Below are 14,921 nucleotides of genomic sequence, written 5' to 3' on the forward strand. Positions count from 1 at the left end.
CGAAGCACTGCTTCGCAAGCGCCCGAACGCACAGCCGCCAGCGGCTGGGCCGGACCCCGGAGGGGGGTTTACGGCGTCCCCCGCAACCGGACCCGCCCCGCCAACCCACGAAATGCCCGCTGTTGCTGTTGCTTCGGCTATTGCCGTTGTCGTTGCCTCTGCGGGTGCCGGGCGGCAGCCCGGCCCAAGCCCCCCACCCACGCAGGTAGAATGCGCACATGGCTCTCTCCCTGCTCAAGTCCCTCAAGCCGGTCGCCGGCCGCGCCCTGCAGATCGCCCTGAACCGCGCCCTCGCGCTGGATCCGGATACCCGCCATGCGCTGGCCAGCCTCGACGGCCGGCATATCGACCTGACCCTGGAAGCGCCTTCGCTGGCGATGCGCATCAGCGTCGAGGGCGATCAACTGCGGGTTGGCCCGGTCGACACGCAGGAAGCCGATCTGGCCGTGCGCAGCAGCCTGGCCGGCGTGTTGGCGCAGTTGCCACTGCTGGCCAACGCGCGCCGCGCCGACAGCACCGGCAAGGGCCGCGTGCGCGTAGCCGGCGACGCCGAACTGGCGCGCCGCCTGCAGCAGCTGGCCAAGGGCTTCGATCCGGACTGGCAGCAGCCGTTCGTCAGCGTATTCGGCGAGGTGCTGGGCGTGCAGGTGGCCAACACCCTGCGCAGCGCCCTGCAGCACGCACGCCAGGGCGCGATCGACCTGGCCCACAGCGCAGCCGAATTCATCACCGAGGAATCGCGTGATGTGGTGCCGCGTGCCGAACTGGATGCCTTCCATGACGACGTGGACGTGCTGCGCGATGACGTCGAGCGCCTGGGCGCGCGCGTGCAGCGCCTGCGGGGTGCCGCATGAAGGCGGTGCTGCGGGCCAGCCGCATCGGCCGGGTGATCCTGCGTTACCGCCTCGACGATCTGCTGCAGGGCACGCCGGCCGAGCGCTGGCTGCGCCTGGCCAAGCCGTTCGTGCCGCGCGCTTCGGCCGATATTGCCGCACAATCGCGCGGCGCTCGCCTGCGCCTGGCGTTGCAGGACCTGGGCCCGATCTTCGTCAAGTTCGGCCAGATCCTGTCGACCCGCCGCGACCTGGTACCGCCGGACGTGGCCAACGAGCTGACCCTGCTGCAGGACCGGGTCAAGCCGTTCGATGGTGATACCGCGCGTCGCATCGTCGAAGAAGCGCTTGGCCTGCCGGTGAGCGAGGCGTTTGCCAGCTTCGACACCGAACCGCTGGCTTCGGCCTCGATCGCGCAGGTGCACGCAGCGACGCTTGCCGACGGCCGCCAGGTGGTGGTCAAGGTGCTGCGCCCAGGCATCGAGAAGCAGATCGACGCCGACATCGCCCTGCTCAACTCGCTGGCCGCGCTGGTCGAGCGCACCCACCCGCGTGCCGACAAGATCCGGCCGCGTGAGGTAGTGGCCGAAGTCGAGAACACTTTGGCTGCCGAATTGGATCTGCAGCGCGAAGGCGCCAATGCCAGCGTGCTGCGCCGCTTCTGGGAAAACAGCGACGACCTGTACGTGCCGGAAGTGATCTGGAGCCACACCGCCGAGCGTGCGCTGACCCTGGAACGCGTATGGGGCATCCCGTCCGATGACATCGCCGCGCTGGACAAGGCCGGCATCGACCGCAAGGCGCTGGCCGCCAAGGGCGTGCGGGTGTTCTACACCCAGGTGTTCCGCGACAACTTCTTCCATGCCGACGCGCACGCCGGCAACATCTGGGTCGACACCGATCCGGCGCGCCGTGCCAACCCGCGTTTCATCGCGCTGGACTTCGGCATCATGGGCCAGCTCTCGCAGGAAGATCAGTACTACCTGGCCGAGAACTTCATGGCCATCTTCAACCGCGATTACCGCCGCATCGCCGAACTGCACGTGCAGGCACGCTGGATGCCGGACCACGTGCGCATCGATGATCTGGAAGCGGCGGTGCGTTCGGTGTGTGAGCCGTACTTCACCCGCCCGCTGTCGCAGATCTCGCTGGCCGAAGTGCTGATGAAGCTGTTCCGCGTGGCGCAGCGCTACCAGCTGACCCTGCAGCCGCAGTTGATCCTGCTGCAGAAGACCCTGCTGAACATCGAAGGTGTCGGCCGCCAGCTCGATCCGCAGATCGACATCTGGGCAGTGGCCAAGCCGGTGCTGGCGAAGATCCTGCGCGAGCGCTACAGCCCTCGCCGGGTGGTGCGCGAGATCGGCAAGCGCCTGCCGGAGATCATGACCCATGCGCCGGACATGCCGCGGCTGGTACACGCCTGGCTGACCCAGCAGGTGGAAGGCCGCCACGAACTGGCGATGCGCTCGCGCGATCTGGTGGCGCTCGATGCCAGCCTGCAGCGCCTGCAGAAGCGCGCGGTAGGGGCGATCACCGGCGTTGGCCTGCTGGCCATCGCGGCTCTGATGTACGTGCTGCAACCGCCGGGCTGGTACTGGGGTGACCTGCCGATGTGGAGCTGGCTGTCCGGCGCGGTTGGCGCAGTGGCGCTGCTGCGCGCGTGGTGGCGCTGAGCCGGTCAGGCTGAGGGCCGGCGGCGATGCATGCCGCCGACCCACCCCGGGTTTTTACCAGTGGTAGCCCAGGCCCACGTGCGACTGCACGCTCTGGAAGGTGTCCAGGCGGGTCTTGTGCCAGGTTTTGCCGATGCCCATGTCCAGCACCAGATGTTCGCCCAGCGGCTGGCTGCGGCGCAGGAAGGCGCGCCGCGCATCGTGTTCGCGCAGCAGCAGCGGATCGGACTCTGCCGCGTAGCCGGACGTGCCGGTGCCCAGCCACAGCTGGGTTGAACCGCGGCCCTGGGCGTCCTTCAGTCGCAGCGACAGCGTGGTGCCATGGCCGTCGGGCCCATTGGACTGACGGTGACGCTCGTGGCGCAGCGAGGCGGTCACGCGCGGGAAGTAATGCGAGGCCCCCACCGACCAGCCGCTCACGTACGCGCCGGCGTGGTACTGCGCGTACTTGCCGCCCACGCTGAGCACGGTCTGCGGCGCCACCTTCCACTGCAGGTCCTGGTTGACCTGGCGGTTCACGAACACCGGATTATCGTTGGACGCAGTGACGGCGGTGCGGGTGGACAACCGCGGGCTCCAGCGCTGGTGCAGCGAGGCCTGCACGCGGTTGCCGCTGAAGCGCCTGCTGCCAAAGTCGCGTTCACCATGGGCCAGGCCGAGGTGCCAACGGGTGTGGCCGTTGCGGCCGGCCACATCCAGGGTCTGCACGTCGCGCTTGCCGAAGCTGTCGGTGTAGTCGGCATGGTCCAGCTGCATCGAAACACGGTCGACGCCGGCATGGGCGCTGGACACAGCCAGCAACAGGGCGCACGGCAGCGCGCCACGGAAGATCAATCGCATGGGGTTACTCCAGGGGTTGGGAATGCAGCGACTGCAGCAGCCGGTAACGGCCCGGCGGCAGGTTTCGTTCCACGGTGATGCGCGGTCCGAACTGGCTGCCCGGTGCGATGATGCGACCGGGCAGGATGATCACGCCGACGCCCAGCGAGGCGCCTTCACCGATCCACGCGCCAAGCTTGTCGCGCTGGCTGTCGATGACGGCGCCGCCGATGTGCACGGCGACCGTCGCGCCATCCAGGCGATGGTTGCTGGTGCGCACCAGCGCGCCAAGGTAGGCACGGGCATCGATACGGCTGTCGCCGATGAAGCACTGCGGACCGATGCTGACGCTCTCGCCGATCAACGCGTTCTTCAGTTCGCTGGCAAAGCCGATGCGGGTGCCATCGCCGATGCGCAGCGGGCCACGCAGCAGCGCGTTGTTGCCGATCAGGCAATCACGGCCGATCGATATCGGGCCCTGCAGATGGGCTCCGTCGCAGATGCGGCTGCCGGCACCGATGCACACCGTCCCCTGCACGGTTGCACGTGGCGACACCTGGGCGCTGGAATCGATGTGGGATGCCAGTGCCGGGAGCGCATCGGCCAGGGCGGTGAGATCATTCCACCACATGCGGATACCTCGTCGGCTTGTCGCGTACCGGCTCGCGGCCGGTGAACAGCCCGGCAAGGCCGTGCATCACCCAGATCGCATAGGCAAGCAGTACATAAAGCATCGAGAAGGCGGCGGCAGGCACCAGCCAGGCGCGGCGATGATGGATGGCGCTGATCAGCGCCAGCAGCATGACCACGCCTATCCAGAACAGCGGCATCACCGCCAATGCCAGGCCGGCGGGTCCATGCAGCATCGCCGCGCCGAACCAGACCTGCAGCGTCAGCACGATGCCGGCCAGCGCCAGCAGCATCATCGGCAGGATGCTGAACAGGCCGAAGCGGGTCAGCAGCAGGCCGCGATGCAGGCGCATGCAGACCGCATAGCCGACGATCCAGCGCCGCCAGCGCCGCCATTCCTCCACCAGCGTGTTGCACTCCTGCGGGTAGACCACGCAGCGCACGCTCTGGCGCACGCGGTAACCCTGCGCGACCAGCGACCAGGACATGTCCAGGTCTTCCACGCGGGTGCGGTCGGAGAAGCCGACCTTGCGCAGCACCGAGGTGCGGAACAGGCCGCACGAGCCGGAGACGATGAACGGCGCGCCGCCCAGCCACTGCTGGAAGCTGCGCTTGATCACGATCATCGGCAGTTTCAGGCTGGCACGCACATGCGGCAGGAAACCGGCGCCTTCCAGGCTGGACGAGGGCACGCCGCCGACCGCATCGGCGCCACGCTCGATTTCGTCCAGCAGGTATCCCAGGCCATGCCCGCGCGGATCGATATGGGTGTCGGCGTCGGTCAGGAACACCTGTTCGGCGGTGGCGTGCTGCAGGCCGTGCATCAATGCCCCCCCTTTGCCGGTATTGGCCTGGTGCACCGCCACCAGACGCCCTGGCCAGCGTGCCTGCAGCGCATCGAGCACCGCAGCGGTGTCATCGGTGGAGCCATCATTCACGCAGATCACCCGGGCCAGGTAAGGGTTCTTCAACAGGCTGGTCAACGAGCGCTCCAGGCACGGGGCTTCGTTGTAGGCCGGAACGATCGCGTCGATGCTGTACAGGTGCGTACTCGGCCGGCGCGACAGCAGCATGCAGATACGCACCAGGATGAAGACGCACATGGCCAGGAACAGCAGCGTCTTCATCAGAGCACCAGCCGATGGGGCAGGAAGCCCTCGCTGGGGCCGATACCGATCTGTTGCCCGCGGAACTGTGCGTGGCAGCGCAGATGGTCCTCCTGCATGTACTGGCGATCGCTCTGGCTGGCATGCTCGCGCAGGGCGTGGATCTTCAGGTCCAGCTGCGCGCTGATGTCTTCGAATACCTGGGGTGCAAACTGCGGCAGGGTGCTGGGACTCTCGTAGCAGAGGATCTGCGGGACACTGCGGCAGGCGATGATCGATGCCTCGTGGACGGTGCGGTGATCCTGGTGGTGGTCCTCGCCGCACATCGTGTAGACGCGATGCGGCACGAGCGTGGCGCAGGCCTGCTCGATGGCCGCGATGATGTCGTTGCGGCAGCCCGGGAAACGCGTGTCCGGAAAGTCCTGCTGGATCACGTGGCCGACTCCGAGTCGGTGCAGGGCGCGGTGGGATTCATCGCTGCGGTCGATACCGGTGTGGCAGCCGCGGCCGCCGCGGCTGAGCACCAGCGCATGGATGCGCGCACCCGTGCGTGCCAGCTTGGCCAGGCTGCCACCGCAGCCGAGTTCGATGTCGTCGGGGTGGGCGCCGATTGCCAGAATGTCGAAGGCCATGGCCGTGTCCTTGCGAAAACCGAGGGAGCGGCGGGCAGGTGGAACGTCCCGCGCGAAAGAGGCGGAACTATCGCAACTCGAGCAACGCGAAAGATTAGGATCAATCTGAAAATGTGACTTGATCGGCCACAATGGCCGCCCTGACGCGGCAAATGAAAGAGGCGACAGCGATGCAGCTTTCGGTATTGAGGGACGAACTGGCGCGTTTCGGTGCCGATAACGACGCACGCGAGACCGAACGTGCCCGGCGCATGCTCAACATCACGCCGCAGACCGGTGAGTTCCTGTCGGTACTGGTGCGTTTCGGTGCAGCACGGCGCGTACTGGAGATCGGCACCTCCAACGGCTACTCCACGCTCTGGCTGGCCGAAGCCGCCGCCGCCATCGGCGGCCACGTGACCACGCTGGAGTACGCCGAAGACAAGGTGGCGATGGCGCGAGCGACGTTCGTGCGCAGTGGCCTGGCTGAGCGCATCACGCTGGTCCACGCCGATGCCGGCCAGTGGCTTGCGCAGGCCGCCGATGCCAGTCTCGATCTGTTGTTCCTCGATTCGGACCGCGAACAGTACGCCGGCTGGTGGCCGCAGCTGCGCCGGGTGCTGCGGCCCGGTGGCCTGCTGGTGGTGGACAACGCGATCTCGCATGCCGCGCAGATGGAGCCGCTGCGCGCGCTGTTTGCAGCCGACGCCGGCTTCAGCAGCAGCCTGGTGCCGGTGGGCAACGGCGAGTTGCTGGCGGTGCGCAACGCCTGACTGCCCTACAGGTAGGTGCCAACCTTGGTTGGCACGCTGTTGCCGGTCGCGCAGAGCAGCCGAGCATGGGCTCGGCTCTGCAGGAAGCAGGCCCTTATAATCCCGCGGTGAGCACCGAACCCGACACCCTCGCTGCGGTCGAGACCGACACCGCACCCCTGCAGCTGCTGCACCTGGATGAGCGCCTGGCCGTGGTCAACAAGCCGGCCGGGCTGATGGTCCACGACAGCAAGCTGGCCCGCGGCGAAGACGATTTCCTGGCCGACCGCCTGCGCGAGCAGCTGGGCCGCCCGATCTTCCTGGTCCATCGCCTGGACCGGGCGACCAGTGGCTGCCTGCTGCTGGCCTTCGACCGCGATACCGCCAGCGCGCTGGGCAAGGCGCTGATGGGCGGCGAAGTGCTGAAGGACTACCTGACCGTGTGCCGGGGCTGGCCGGCCGAGCTCGCCTGGCAGGTCGACCATGATCTGGACGGCGGCCCGGGCAAGCCGGTGAAGAAGCCGGCGATCACCGACTTCCAACGCCTGGCCACCGGCGAGCTGTCGGTGCCGGTCGGTGAATTCACCCGCTCACGCTACGCGCTGCTGCGCTGCCAGCCGCAGACCGGGCGCTTCCGGCAGATCCGTCGCCACCTCAAGCACCTGTCGCACCACATGATCGGCGACACCAGCCACGGTGATGGCCGCCACAACCGCATCTTCCGTATGCAGGGCGTGCATCGCATGCTGCTGCACGCCGAGCGCCTGCGGTTCCCGCATCCCGACGGTGGCACGGTGGATGTACGCGCGCCGCTGGACGCTGGGTTCCAGAAGGCGCTGGACCTGTTCGGCTGGCAGGTGGATAGCGCTTGACGGTCGTGCCGGCCACTGGCCGGCAGCTACGCGATTCCAGATGTACCGGGGAGCCGGCCAGCGGCCGGCCCTACCTCACTTCTTTTCCGGTTCGTTGACGATCGCTTCCAGGTCCTTCTGCAGGTCCGCGAACAGCGGCTGCATGCGCGCCTGGATCGCCACCATCACGTTCTGCATCAGCGCCGGGGTCTTGTCCAGCAGGCTCTGGCCGGCCGCGCTCTCGTAGAACTCGGCCATCGCCAGCACGTCTTCCTTGCTGAAGGTCTTCTTGTACAGGTCCACGTACATCGGCCGCAGCTGCTGCCATGACAGGGCCTGGCGCAGGGTCTGGCTGGTCCGCGCCTGGATCCGCTTCAGCTGCTCCTGCTGCTGGGCGTTGAGCTGGCGCTGCGCGGCCACCTGCTGGAACTGCTGCTGCTGCATCGCTTCGATCTGCGGCAGCATGGTGTCGATCATGCTCTGCGCGCGCGAGGCCGAGAGCAGGCGGTTGATGTCGCCATCGGTCGGCGGCGCGGCCAGGGCCGGCACACTGGCCGCGGCCAGCGCCAGCAGCAGGGCGGCGCGGCGCAGCAGGGACGGCAGGGCGGGTGCGGTGCGGGTCATGCGGGCTTCCTGCGGTACATGGGACGGCCAGCATACCCGCAGCCAAGGCGAAGGCGGCGTGTTCGGTACCTGATCGGCGGCATACGGCGCGCGATGCCGCACTGCAGGGCGTGCCTGCCGCTACAATGCGCGGATGGGCAGTGGACCGGTCACCATCAGCGCGCAGCTTGAAATCCCCGACGGCGAGATCGTCGAGCGGTTCGTGCGTGCCAGTGGCGCCGGTGGGCAGAACGTCAACAAGGTCTCCACTGCGGTGGAACTGCGTTTCGACGTGGCCAACTCGCCCTCGTTGCCCGAGCCGTTGCGCACGCGCCTGCTGGCGCGGCGTGACCGGCGCATGACCGGCGAAGGCGTGCTGGTCATCGATGCGCAACGGTTCCGGACCCAGGATCGCAATCGCGAGGATGCGCGCGATCGGCTGGCGGCCTTCATCCAGGCCGGGCTGAGCGTGCCCAAGCCGCGCAAGGCCACCAAGCCGACCCTCGGGTCGAAACTGCGTCGTCTGGACGCCAAACGCGGGCGCGCGCAGATCAAGCGCGGGCGCTCATCACGTGACTGGGAGTGATTGCTTGAACAACCCGACTCCGTTGCTGCCGGCCGTGCCGCCGCAGATGCCACAGGTCAAACCCAACGCCTTCCTGCGCTGGCTGGCGCGCTGCACCCTGCGCATGGGCGGCTGGAAGGTAACCGGCACCCTGCCTGACATTCCCCGGCTGGTGTTCATCATCGCGCCGCATTCGTCCAACTGGGACGGGCTGTGGGGCATGGCGGCCAAGATCGCGCTGGGCATGAAGGTGAAGGTGCTGGGCAAGGCCTCGCTGTTCTGGTGGCCGCTGGGCCCGTTGCTGCACAAGCTGGGCGTGATCCCGCTGGACCGCAGCTCGCCGCAGGGCACCGTTGGCCAGGCGGTGGACCTGCTGCGCAACAACGAGAAGATGTGGTTCGCGATCACCCCCGAAGGCACCCGCAAGGCGGTGAAGGACTGGAAGGCTGGCTTCCTGAAGATCGCGCGGATGGCCGACGTGCCGATCCTGGCCGCGTACTTCCACTACCCGGAAAAGACCATCGGCATCGGGCCGCTGTTCACGCCCAGCGGTGATGACGCCGCCGACATGGCCGCCATCCGCGAGTTCTACCGGCCCTGGATCGGCAAGACCCGCGGCACGGTCTGAGCCGGCCGGCAGGCCCCGCATAGACGCCACGTCCGGCACATGCCGGGCGAGCGCGACAGGAGTAGGGTGGAGGGCTGGTATTCCATACCGTCTGCCCAAGGAGCGTTTTACATGTCGCGTACCGTAGTCCTGGCCGCCGCCATCAGCCTGGCGCTGGCGGCCTGTTCCGGCAAGGAGTCCACCCCCGTGTCCGAAGCCCAGAAGACCCCGGCCCAGCAGCCGGCCGAAGCCTCCACCAATCCGCTGCTGAGCGCCAGCACGCTGCCGTTCCAGGCGCCGCAGTTCGACAAGATCAAGGACAGCGATTACCTGCCGGCCTTCGAGGAAGGCATGCGCCAGCACCTGGCTGACGTGCGCAAGATCGCCGACAGCAGCGAACCGGCCACCTTCGACAACACCATCGTGGCGATGGAGCGCAGCGGCGAGACCCTGACCCGCGTGTCGCGCATCTTCTTCGGCCTGGTCCAGGCCGATACCAACGACGCGCGCCAGAAGATCCAGGAAGAAGTGGCGCCGAAGCTGGCCGCGCACCAGGACGAGATCAACCTCGATCCGAAGCTGTTCGCGCGTGTGAAGTCGATCTATGACCAGCGCGACACGCTGGAGCTGGACCCGGTGCAGAAGCGCCTGGTCGAGCACTACTACGACGGCCTGGTGCGTGCCGGTGCGCAGCTGTCCGACGCCGACAAGGCATCGCTGCGCAAGCTGAACGTGGAAGAGACCACGCTCTCCACCCAGTTCCACACCCGCCTGGTGGCCGCCACCGCCGCCGCCGCCGTGGTCGTCGACGACAAGGCCAAGCTGGCCGGGCTGGACGAGGACGCGATCAACAACGCGGCCGCCGCCGCCAAGGATCGCAAGCTGGACGGCAAGTTCGTGCTGCCGCTGCAGAACACCACCCAGCAGCCGGTGCTCGGCTCGCTCAGCGACCGTGACCAGCGCGCGGCCGTGCTGAAGGCTTCGGAGACCCGCGCCGAGCGTGGCGATGCCAACGACACCCGGCAGACCGTGCAGCGCCTGGCCCAGCTGCGTGCGCAGAAGGCCAAGCTGCTCGGCTTCGATACCTTCGCCGACTACCAGCTGGGCGACCAGATGGCCAAGACCCCGGCCGCCGCGCTGAAGCTGCTGACCGACACCGTGCCGGCCGCCACCGCCAAGGCCCGCGCCGAAGCCGGCGAGATCCAGAAGGTGATCGACGCGCAGAAGGGCGGCTTCCAGGTTGCGGCGTCCGACTGGGACTTCTACGCCGAGCAGGTGCGCAAGGCCAAGTACGATCTGGACGAGTCGCAGATCAAGCCGTACTTCGAACTGGACAACGTGCTGCAGAACGGCGTCTTCTACGCCGCCACCCAGCTGTACGGCATCACCTTCAAGCCGCGTACCGACATTCCGACCTACAACCCGGACATGAAGGTGTACGAAGTGTTCGACAAGGACGGCACCTCGCTGGCCCTGTTCTACACCGACTACTTCAAGCGTGACAGCAAGTCCGGCGGCGCCTGGATGGACGTGTTCGTTGAACAGGACGGCCTGACCGGTGCCAAGCCGGTGGTCTACAACGTCTGCAACTTCACCAAGCCGGCCGCCGGCCAGCCTGCGCTGATCAGCTTCGACGACGTCACCACCATGTTCCATGAGTTCGGCCATGCACTGCACGGCATGTTCTCGAACGTGAAGTACCCGTCGATCGCCGGCACCGCAACCTCGCGCGACTTCGTCGAGTTCCCCTCGCAGTTCAACGAGCACTGGGCGCTGGACCCGAAGGTGTTCGCCCACTACGCCAAGCACTACAAGACCGGCGAGGCGATGCCGCAGGAACTGGTCGACAAGATCCTCAAGGCACGCAGCTTCAACCAGGGCTACGCGACCACCGAGTACTTGTCGGCTGCGCTGCTGGACCTGGCCTGGCACACGCAGAAGGCCGACGCGCCGCTGCAGGATGTGGGCGCCTTTGAAGCCAGCGCGCTGAAGAAGTTCAAGGTCGACCTGCCGCAGGTGCCGCCGCGTTACCGCACCACCTACTTCGACCATATCTGGGGTGGCGGTTACTCGGCCGGTTACTACGCCTACTTCTGGGCCGAAGTGCTGGACCATGACGCCTACCAGTGGTTCACCGAACACGGTGGCCTGACGGCGGCCAACGGCCAGGAGTTCCGCGACAAGATCCTCTCGCGTGGCAACAGCGTGGAGCTGTCGACCCTGTACCGCGATTTCCGCGGCAAGGACCCGTCGGTGGAGCCGCTGCTGAAGTTCCGCGGGCTGAAGTAAGTAAGAAAGCGAAAACGGCGGGGGCAGCCCCGCCGTTTTTCTTTTGCGTCGATGTCATCGATGAATTCTGCAGTTACCGCTCATCCACGCATGGCGTGGATCTACTGCAGATCGCAGGAATATGTCGAAGGTGGGCTGGGTCCGGTTGCGGGGGTATCCGCGCCATGGATGGCGCGGCTAAGCCTCCATGGACGGATTCACGGCGTCCCCCGCAAACCCATCCCGCCCGGCCAACCCCAAGGCTTCTGCTTTGAAACGCCGCCCACCACGAGGGGCTGCGCCGTTGGCCGAAAACCTAGATCGGTGCCAACGCGGTGAACGGCGCCCACGGCAGGTTGCGCAGCAGCGCATACCCGGGCAGCACCCAGAGCCAGAACACGGGGTTGGCCAGTACCCGCATCAGCGGGTCGAGCACGCGCGGGCGAATGCCGGCGATGTTCAGCAGCATCAGCAGCAGGAACGGCAGGCTGATGACCAGCAATGGGTTCATCGCCATCGCGCCCGGAAGGTCGAAATGGACCAGCGAATACAGGCAGCGCGTGCTGCCACAGCCCGGGCAGTACAGGCCGGTCAGCGCGTACAGCGGGCAGCTCGGCAAGGGATTGCCGGCGACATACGGATTGACGTTGCGCAGCACCACCGTGGCACCCACGGCCAGGCCGGCGGAGACCAGCAGCGGCGCCCAGCGGGCGAGTCGGGAACGGGCGGGTAGCGCGGACATGCAACAACGGATCCGGCGCAGGCGCCGGATCCGTCCAGGCGTATCAGTAGCCGCTGTTGCTCATCGCGCCCATGCCGCCGAGCACAACGAAGAACAGCACGTACAGCACGACCACCACGACCCAGGCAATGGCCGACCAGATGGCCCACTTCTTGGCCTTGGCGGCCGAATCCTGGGCGCCAGCGATGTCGCCCGCAGCCAGCTTGCCGTTGACCTGTGCGGCGTAGACGATCGAGACGATGCCGGCCGGCAGACAGCAGAACAGGGTGGTCAGGATGGCCCAGACCAGGTTGTTCGGGACCTGCGGAGTAGCGGTGTTCATGGGTTCAAGCTCCTTGATGGGTGGTGGTTGTGAATCATTGGTCGGAAAGAGCGCCCAGTACGGCCAAGCCGCCGAACAGCCCGAACCACAACAGCAACAGGACCGGCAGGGTCACGGCCGAAGCCACCGCCCACCAGCCCGCCTTGCGCGACGCGCTATACGCCCCCGGCAGGTCGCCGGCCGCGCGGCGGCCATCGACCTGGGAAGCGTAGACGATCGACACCACGCCCAACGGCAGGCAGCAGAACAGCGTCGTCAGGATCGCCCAGACAAGATGGTTGGGGATGTAGACCGGACGGCTGAGCGGTGGTGGTTGATTCAAAGCGAGACTCCATTCCTTGGTGGCCGGCCACGATGCATTGGCCGGGCCTCCCCCCTGTGGGTGCGTAATCTACCGCAACCGGCGTTGCATGTATGCGTTTACATGCACGGCATGACGTGTTCTCCACTGGACGGTGGCGTATGCGGGGAGGTCGCCGGGCCGGCCTGGCGGGCCGGCTACGTCAGGCGTGATCCCCGCGCAGGGCGCGCACCTGGGCTTCCAGCGCAGGGGCGTCGGTGCTGCGGCCGTCCACGGCCGGTGCCGCCACCACCTCGATGGTGGCGCGGAAGCGGCGCGGCACGCGCATGCGCCCGAGGCGGCTGTCGCGGCGGCTCCACATGCTCGACCACATGCCACGCAGCGCCATCGGCACCACCGGCACCGGCCGCCGTTCGAGGATCTTCTCGACGCCGGACTTGAACGGCGCCATGGTGCCGTCGCTGGTCAGTGCGCCTTCCGGGAAGATGCAGACCAGCTCGCCCTCGGCCAGCGCGGCATCGATCTCGTCGAACGCGCGCTGCATCAATGCCGGATCTTCGCGCGCACCGGCGATCGGGATGGCCTTGGCGGTGCGGAAGATCCAGCGCATCACCGGGATGTTGAAGATCCTGTAGTACATGACGAAGCGCACCGGGCGCGGGATCGTCGCCGACAGGATCAGCGCGTCCATGTAGCTGACATGGTTGCAGACCAGCAGCGCAGCACCCTCGTCGGGCACATTGGCCTCGATGCCGTGCGGGCGCAGCCGGTACAGGGTGCGCACCATCACCCAGCTGAGGAAACGCATCAGGAATTCGGGGACGATGGTGAAGATGTAGATCGCCACCAGCGCATTGGCGATGGCCAGCGCCAGGAACTGCTGCGGAATGGTCCAGTGCAGCAGCTTGTGCGCGCCCAGTGACAGCAGGGCGGCGGCCACGATGAAGCCGGAGTTCTGGATGTTCAGCGCGGCGAACACGCGTGACATCTGTGCCTTCGGCGTGCGGCTCTGGATCAGCGCGAACAGCGGCACCACGAAGATGCCGGTGAACAGGCCGATGCCGACCAGGTCGATGACGATGCGGAGGCTGCCGGGCTGCTGCAGGAAGGTGCCGACGGTCAGCCCGTGCACGGTGGCCTCGCCGCTGCGGGCGAAGTACAGGTCAAGCAGGAACGCGGTCATGCCGAACGCACCCAGCGGCACCAGGCCGATTTCCACCGTGCGTGCCGACAGCTTCTCGCACAGCAGTGAGCCGACGCCGGTGCCGACCGAGAACAGGGCGAGCGCGAAGATGTACAGGATCGGCTCGCCGCCCAGGTTGGCCACCGCGTAGGCCGGCAGCTGCGAGGTCAGCACGGTACCGACGAACCAGAACCAGGACACGCCCAGGATCGCGTTGCGCACCGCCTTCTGCTGGCGCGCCATGCGCAGCACCGCCAGCGATTCCGGCAGCGGATTCCAGTTGATCTTCAGGTTCGGGTCGCCGGCGTCGACCTTGGGAATCAGCCGCGCGGCGATGTTGCCGCAGATGGCCAGGCCGATGATCGCGCACGCCGCCACCACCGTGCCGTGGCTGCCGGCCACGGTGAACACCAGGCCGCCGACGATCATGCCGGACAGGATCGACATCGACGTGCCCATCTCGACCAGGCCGTTGCCACCGGTCAGTTCTTCGGGCCTGAGCACCGACGGCAGTACCGAGTACTTCACCGGGCCGAACAGCGTCGACTGCATGCCGGTGCAGAACAGCGCGATCAGCAGCACCGGCAGACTCTGGGTCAGGAAGCCGGTGGCGGCCAGCGACATGATCACGATCTCCATGGTGGTGGTGATCACGATCAGCCGCGATTTTTCCAGCTTGTCGGCAATCTGCCCCGCCAGTGCCGAGAACAGGAAGTACGGCAGGATGAAGATGGCTGGCGCCAGCGTGGCGTACAGCCCCAGTTCTTCCTCCGGCACGGCCATGAACAGCAACATGCTGATGATCGCCTGCCGGTAGACGTTGTCATTGAATGCACCGAGCGCCTGGACCACGAAGAACGGCAGGAAACGGCGCTGGCGCAGCAGGGCGAACTGGTTGTGACCGGACATGGAGCCTCCTTGACCGGCGCAGCCTAGCATTCCTGCCTATCCGCCGGGACCATGGCGGGATGCATCCACGCATGGCGTGGATCTACTGAAGCCCCACGACGGTGGGTGCGGACCTGTGGGTGCGGACCGTGGTCCGCACACCTCCC

The 14,921-nt window shown here is 67.1% G+C and carries 16 protein-coding genes; 7 read left to right on the plus strand and 9 right to left on the minus strand.

Features of this window, described 5'->3' with window-relative positions; all coding sequences use genetic code 11:
- Positions 1–218: 218 nt before the first annotated feature.
- On the plus strand, positions 219–854 hold the full coding sequence (locus O0J73_RS17495; RefSeq protein ID WP_004153599.1) for an SCP2 sterol-binding domain-containing protein: 636 nt from the start codon (positions 219–221) through the stop codon (positions 852–854).
- The gene (gene ubiB / locus O0J73_RS17500; RefSeq protein ID WP_004153600.1) at positions 851–2,506 is read left to right on the plus strand and encodes a ubiquinone biosynthesis regulatory protein kinase UbiB; all 1,656 of its coding nucleotides are present in this window, start codon (positions 851–853) and stop codon (positions 2,504–2,506) included. Before O0J73_RS17495 ends, ubiB begins: the two co-directional genes overlap by 4 nt.
- Positions 2,507–2,560: 54 nt before the next feature.
- On the opposite strand, the gene O0J73_RS17505 is transcribed toward ubiB, so the two are convergent.
- Genes O0J73_RS17505 through O0J73_RS17520 form a run of 4 tightly spaced genes read right to left on the minus strand, consistent with a single transcriptional unit; the run spans position 2,561 to position 5,693 of the window.
- A complete protein-coding gene (locus O0J73_RS17505; RefSeq protein WP_004153601.1) occupies positions 2,561–3,346 on the minus strand; it encodes a YaiO family outer membrane beta-barrel protein in 786 nt (261 codons plus the stop codon).
- Positions 3,347–3,350: 4 nt separating this feature from the next.
- Positions 3,351–3,956: a putative transferase gene (locus O0J73_RS17510; protein ID WP_004153602.1), complete on the minus strand. Its 606-nt coding sequence runs from the start codon at positions 3,954–3,956 to the stop codon at positions 3,351–3,353.
- The gene (locus O0J73_RS17515) at positions 3,943–5,082 is read right to left on the minus strand and encodes a glycosyltransferase family 2 protein (protein WP_308309250.1); all 1,140 of its coding nucleotides are present in this window, start codon (positions 5,080–5,082) and stop codon (positions 3,943–3,945) included. Before O0J73_RS17515 ends, O0J73_RS17510 begins: the two co-directional genes overlap by 14 nt.
- Positions 5,082–5,693 (minus strand): PIG-L deacetylase family protein, encoded by a 612-nt coding sequence (locus O0J73_RS17520; protein WP_197564892.1) that lies wholly within the window; start codon positions 5,691–5,693, stop codon positions 5,082–5,084. Before O0J73_RS17520 ends, O0J73_RS17515 begins: the two co-directional genes overlap by 1 nt.
- Positions 5,694–5,863: 170 nt before the next feature.
- Here O0J73_RS17520 and O0J73_RS17525 point away from each other — a divergent pair, with 170 nt between their 5' ends.
- Positions 5,864–6,445, plus strand: a complete 582-nt coding sequence (locus O0J73_RS17525) for an O-methyltransferase (RefSeq protein ID WP_308309253.1) — start codon at positions 5,864–5,866, stop codon at positions 6,443–6,445.
- Positions 6,446–6,510: 65 nt separating this feature from the next.
- The gene (locus O0J73_RS17530; RefSeq protein ID WP_004153610.1) at positions 6,511–7,296 is read left to right on the plus strand and encodes a pseudouridine synthase; all 786 of its coding nucleotides are present in this window, start codon (positions 6,511–6,513) and stop codon (positions 7,294–7,296) included.
- A 75-nt stretch (positions 7,297–7,371) separates the two neighbouring features.
- On the opposite strand, the gene O0J73_RS17535 is transcribed toward O0J73_RS17530, so the two are convergent.
- Positions 7,372–7,899, minus strand: a complete 528-nt coding sequence (locus O0J73_RS17535) for a DUF2059 domain-containing protein (protein WP_004153611.1) — start codon at positions 7,897–7,899, stop codon at positions 7,372–7,374.
- 133 nt (positions 7,900–8,032) lie between these two features.
- Between O0J73_RS17535 and arfB the strand changes: the two genes are divergently transcribed.
- The 3 genes from arfB (at position 8,033) to dcp (ending at position 11,339) form a co-directional block, all read left to right on the plus strand.
- A complete protein-coding gene (arfB, locus tag O0J73_RS17540) occupies positions 8,033–8,464 on the plus strand; it encodes an alternative ribosome rescue aminoacyl-tRNA hydrolase ArfB (RefSeq protein WP_004153612.1) in 432 nt (143 codons plus the stop codon).
- Positions 8,465–8,468: 4 nt separating this feature from the next.
- Positions 8,469–9,071 (plus strand): lysophospholipid acyltransferase family protein, encoded by a 603-nt coding sequence (locus O0J73_RS17545; RefSeq protein ID WP_008266991.1) that lies wholly within the window; start codon positions 8,469–8,471, stop codon positions 9,069–9,071.
- Positions 9,072–9,182: 111 nt separating this feature from the next.
- Positions 9,183–11,339, plus strand: a complete 2,157-nt coding sequence (dcp, locus tag O0J73_RS17550; RefSeq protein WP_004153614.1) for a peptidyl-dipeptidase Dcp — start codon at positions 9,183–9,185, stop codon at positions 11,337–11,339.
- A 295-nt stretch (positions 11,340–11,634) separates the two neighbouring features.
- Here dcp and O0J73_RS17555 read toward each other — a convergent pair whose 3' ends face one another.
- From O0J73_RS17555 to O0J73_RS17570, 4 genes are all read right to left on the minus strand, one after another.
- Positions 11,635–12,060, minus strand: coding sequence for a DUF2752 domain-containing protein (locus O0J73_RS17555; protein WP_006473646.1), 426 nt, complete (start codon positions 12,058–12,060; stop codon positions 11,635–11,637).
- Positions 12,061–12,103: 43 nt separating this feature from the next.
- Positions 12,104–12,382: a CD225/dispanin family protein gene (locus tag O0J73_RS17560; protein WP_006473644.1), complete on the minus strand. Its 279-nt coding sequence runs from the start codon at positions 12,380–12,382 to the stop codon at positions 12,104–12,106.
- A 34-nt stretch (positions 12,383–12,416) separates the two neighbouring features.
- Positions 12,417–12,704 carry a CD225/dispanin family protein gene (locus tag O0J73_RS17565; protein WP_008265497.1) on the minus strand — a complete coding sequence of 96 codons (288 nt, stop codon included), beginning with the start codon at positions 12,702–12,704 and terminating at the stop codon, positions 12,417–12,419.
- A gap of 181 nt (positions 12,705–12,885) precedes the next feature.
- Positions 12,886–14,775 (minus strand): MFS transporter, encoded by a 1,890-nt coding sequence (locus O0J73_RS17570; protein ID WP_308309252.1) that lies wholly within the window; start codon positions 14,773–14,775, stop codon positions 12,886–12,888.
- Between the last annotated feature and the right edge of the window lie 146 nt (positions 14,776–14,921).

It is taken from the genome of Stenotrophomonas sp. Sm6012, from assembly GCF_030985895.1.
Classification (GTDB): Bacteria; Pseudomonadota; Gammaproteobacteria; order Xanthomonadales; family Xanthomonadaceae; genus Stenotrophomonas; species Stenotrophomonas forensis.

Bases quoted from the DNA above. Each gene is read 5' to 3' on its own strand.
- O0J73_RS17495 (WP_004153599.1), top strand. From the start codon at position 219: ATGGCTCTCTCCCTGCTCAAGTCCCTCAAGCCGGTCGCCGGCCGCGCC.
- ubiB (WP_004153600.1), top strand. From the start codon at position 851: ATGAAGGCGGTGCTGCGGGCCAGCCGCATCGGCCGGGTGATCCTGCGT.
- O0J73_RS17505 (WP_004153601.1), bottom strand. From the start codon at position 3,346: ATGCGATTGATCTTCCGTGGCGCGCTGCCGTGCGCCCTGTTGCTGGCT.
- O0J73_RS17510 (WP_004153602.1), bottom strand. From the start codon at position 3,956: ATGTGGTGGAATGATCTCACCGCCCTGGCCGATGCGCTCCCGGCACTG.
- O0J73_RS17515 (WP_308309250.1), bottom strand. From the start codon at position 5,082: ATGAAGACGCTGCTGTTCCTGGCCATGTGCGTCTTCATCCTGGTGCGT.
- O0J73_RS17520 (WP_197564892.1), bottom strand. From the start codon at position 5,693: ATGGCCTTCGACATTCTGGCAATCGGCGCCCACCCCGACGACATCGAA.
- O0J73_RS17525 (WP_308309253.1), top strand. From the start codon at position 5,864: ATGCAGCTTTCGGTATTGAGGGACGAACTGGCGCGTTTCGGTGCCGAT.
- O0J73_RS17530 (WP_004153610.1), top strand. From the start codon at position 6,511: ATGGGCTCGGCTCTGCAGGAAGCAGGCCCTTATAATCCCGCGGTGAGC.
- O0J73_RS17535 (WP_004153611.1), bottom strand. From the start codon at position 7,899: ATGACCCGCACCGCACCCGCCCTGCCGTCCCTGCTGCGCCGCGCCGCC.
- arfB (WP_004153612.1), top strand. From the start codon at position 8,033: ATGGGCAGTGGACCGGTCACCATCAGCGCGCAGCTTGAAATCCCCGAC.
- dcp (WP_004153614.1), top strand. From the start codon at position 9,183: ATGTCGCGTACCGTAGTCCTGGCCGCCGCCATCAGCCTGGCGCTGGCG.
- O0J73_RS17555 (WP_006473646.1), bottom strand. From the start codon at position 12,060: ATGTCCGCGCTACCCGCCCGTTCCCGACTCGCCCGCTGGGCGCCGCTG.
- O0J73_RS17560 (WP_006473644.1), bottom strand. From the start codon at position 12,382: ATGAACACCGCTACTCCGCAGGTCCCGAACAACCTGGTCTGGGCCATC.
- O0J73_RS17570 (WP_308309252.1), bottom strand. From the start codon at position 14,775: ATGTCCGGTCACAACCAGTTCGCCCTGCTGCGCCAGCGCCGTTTCCTG.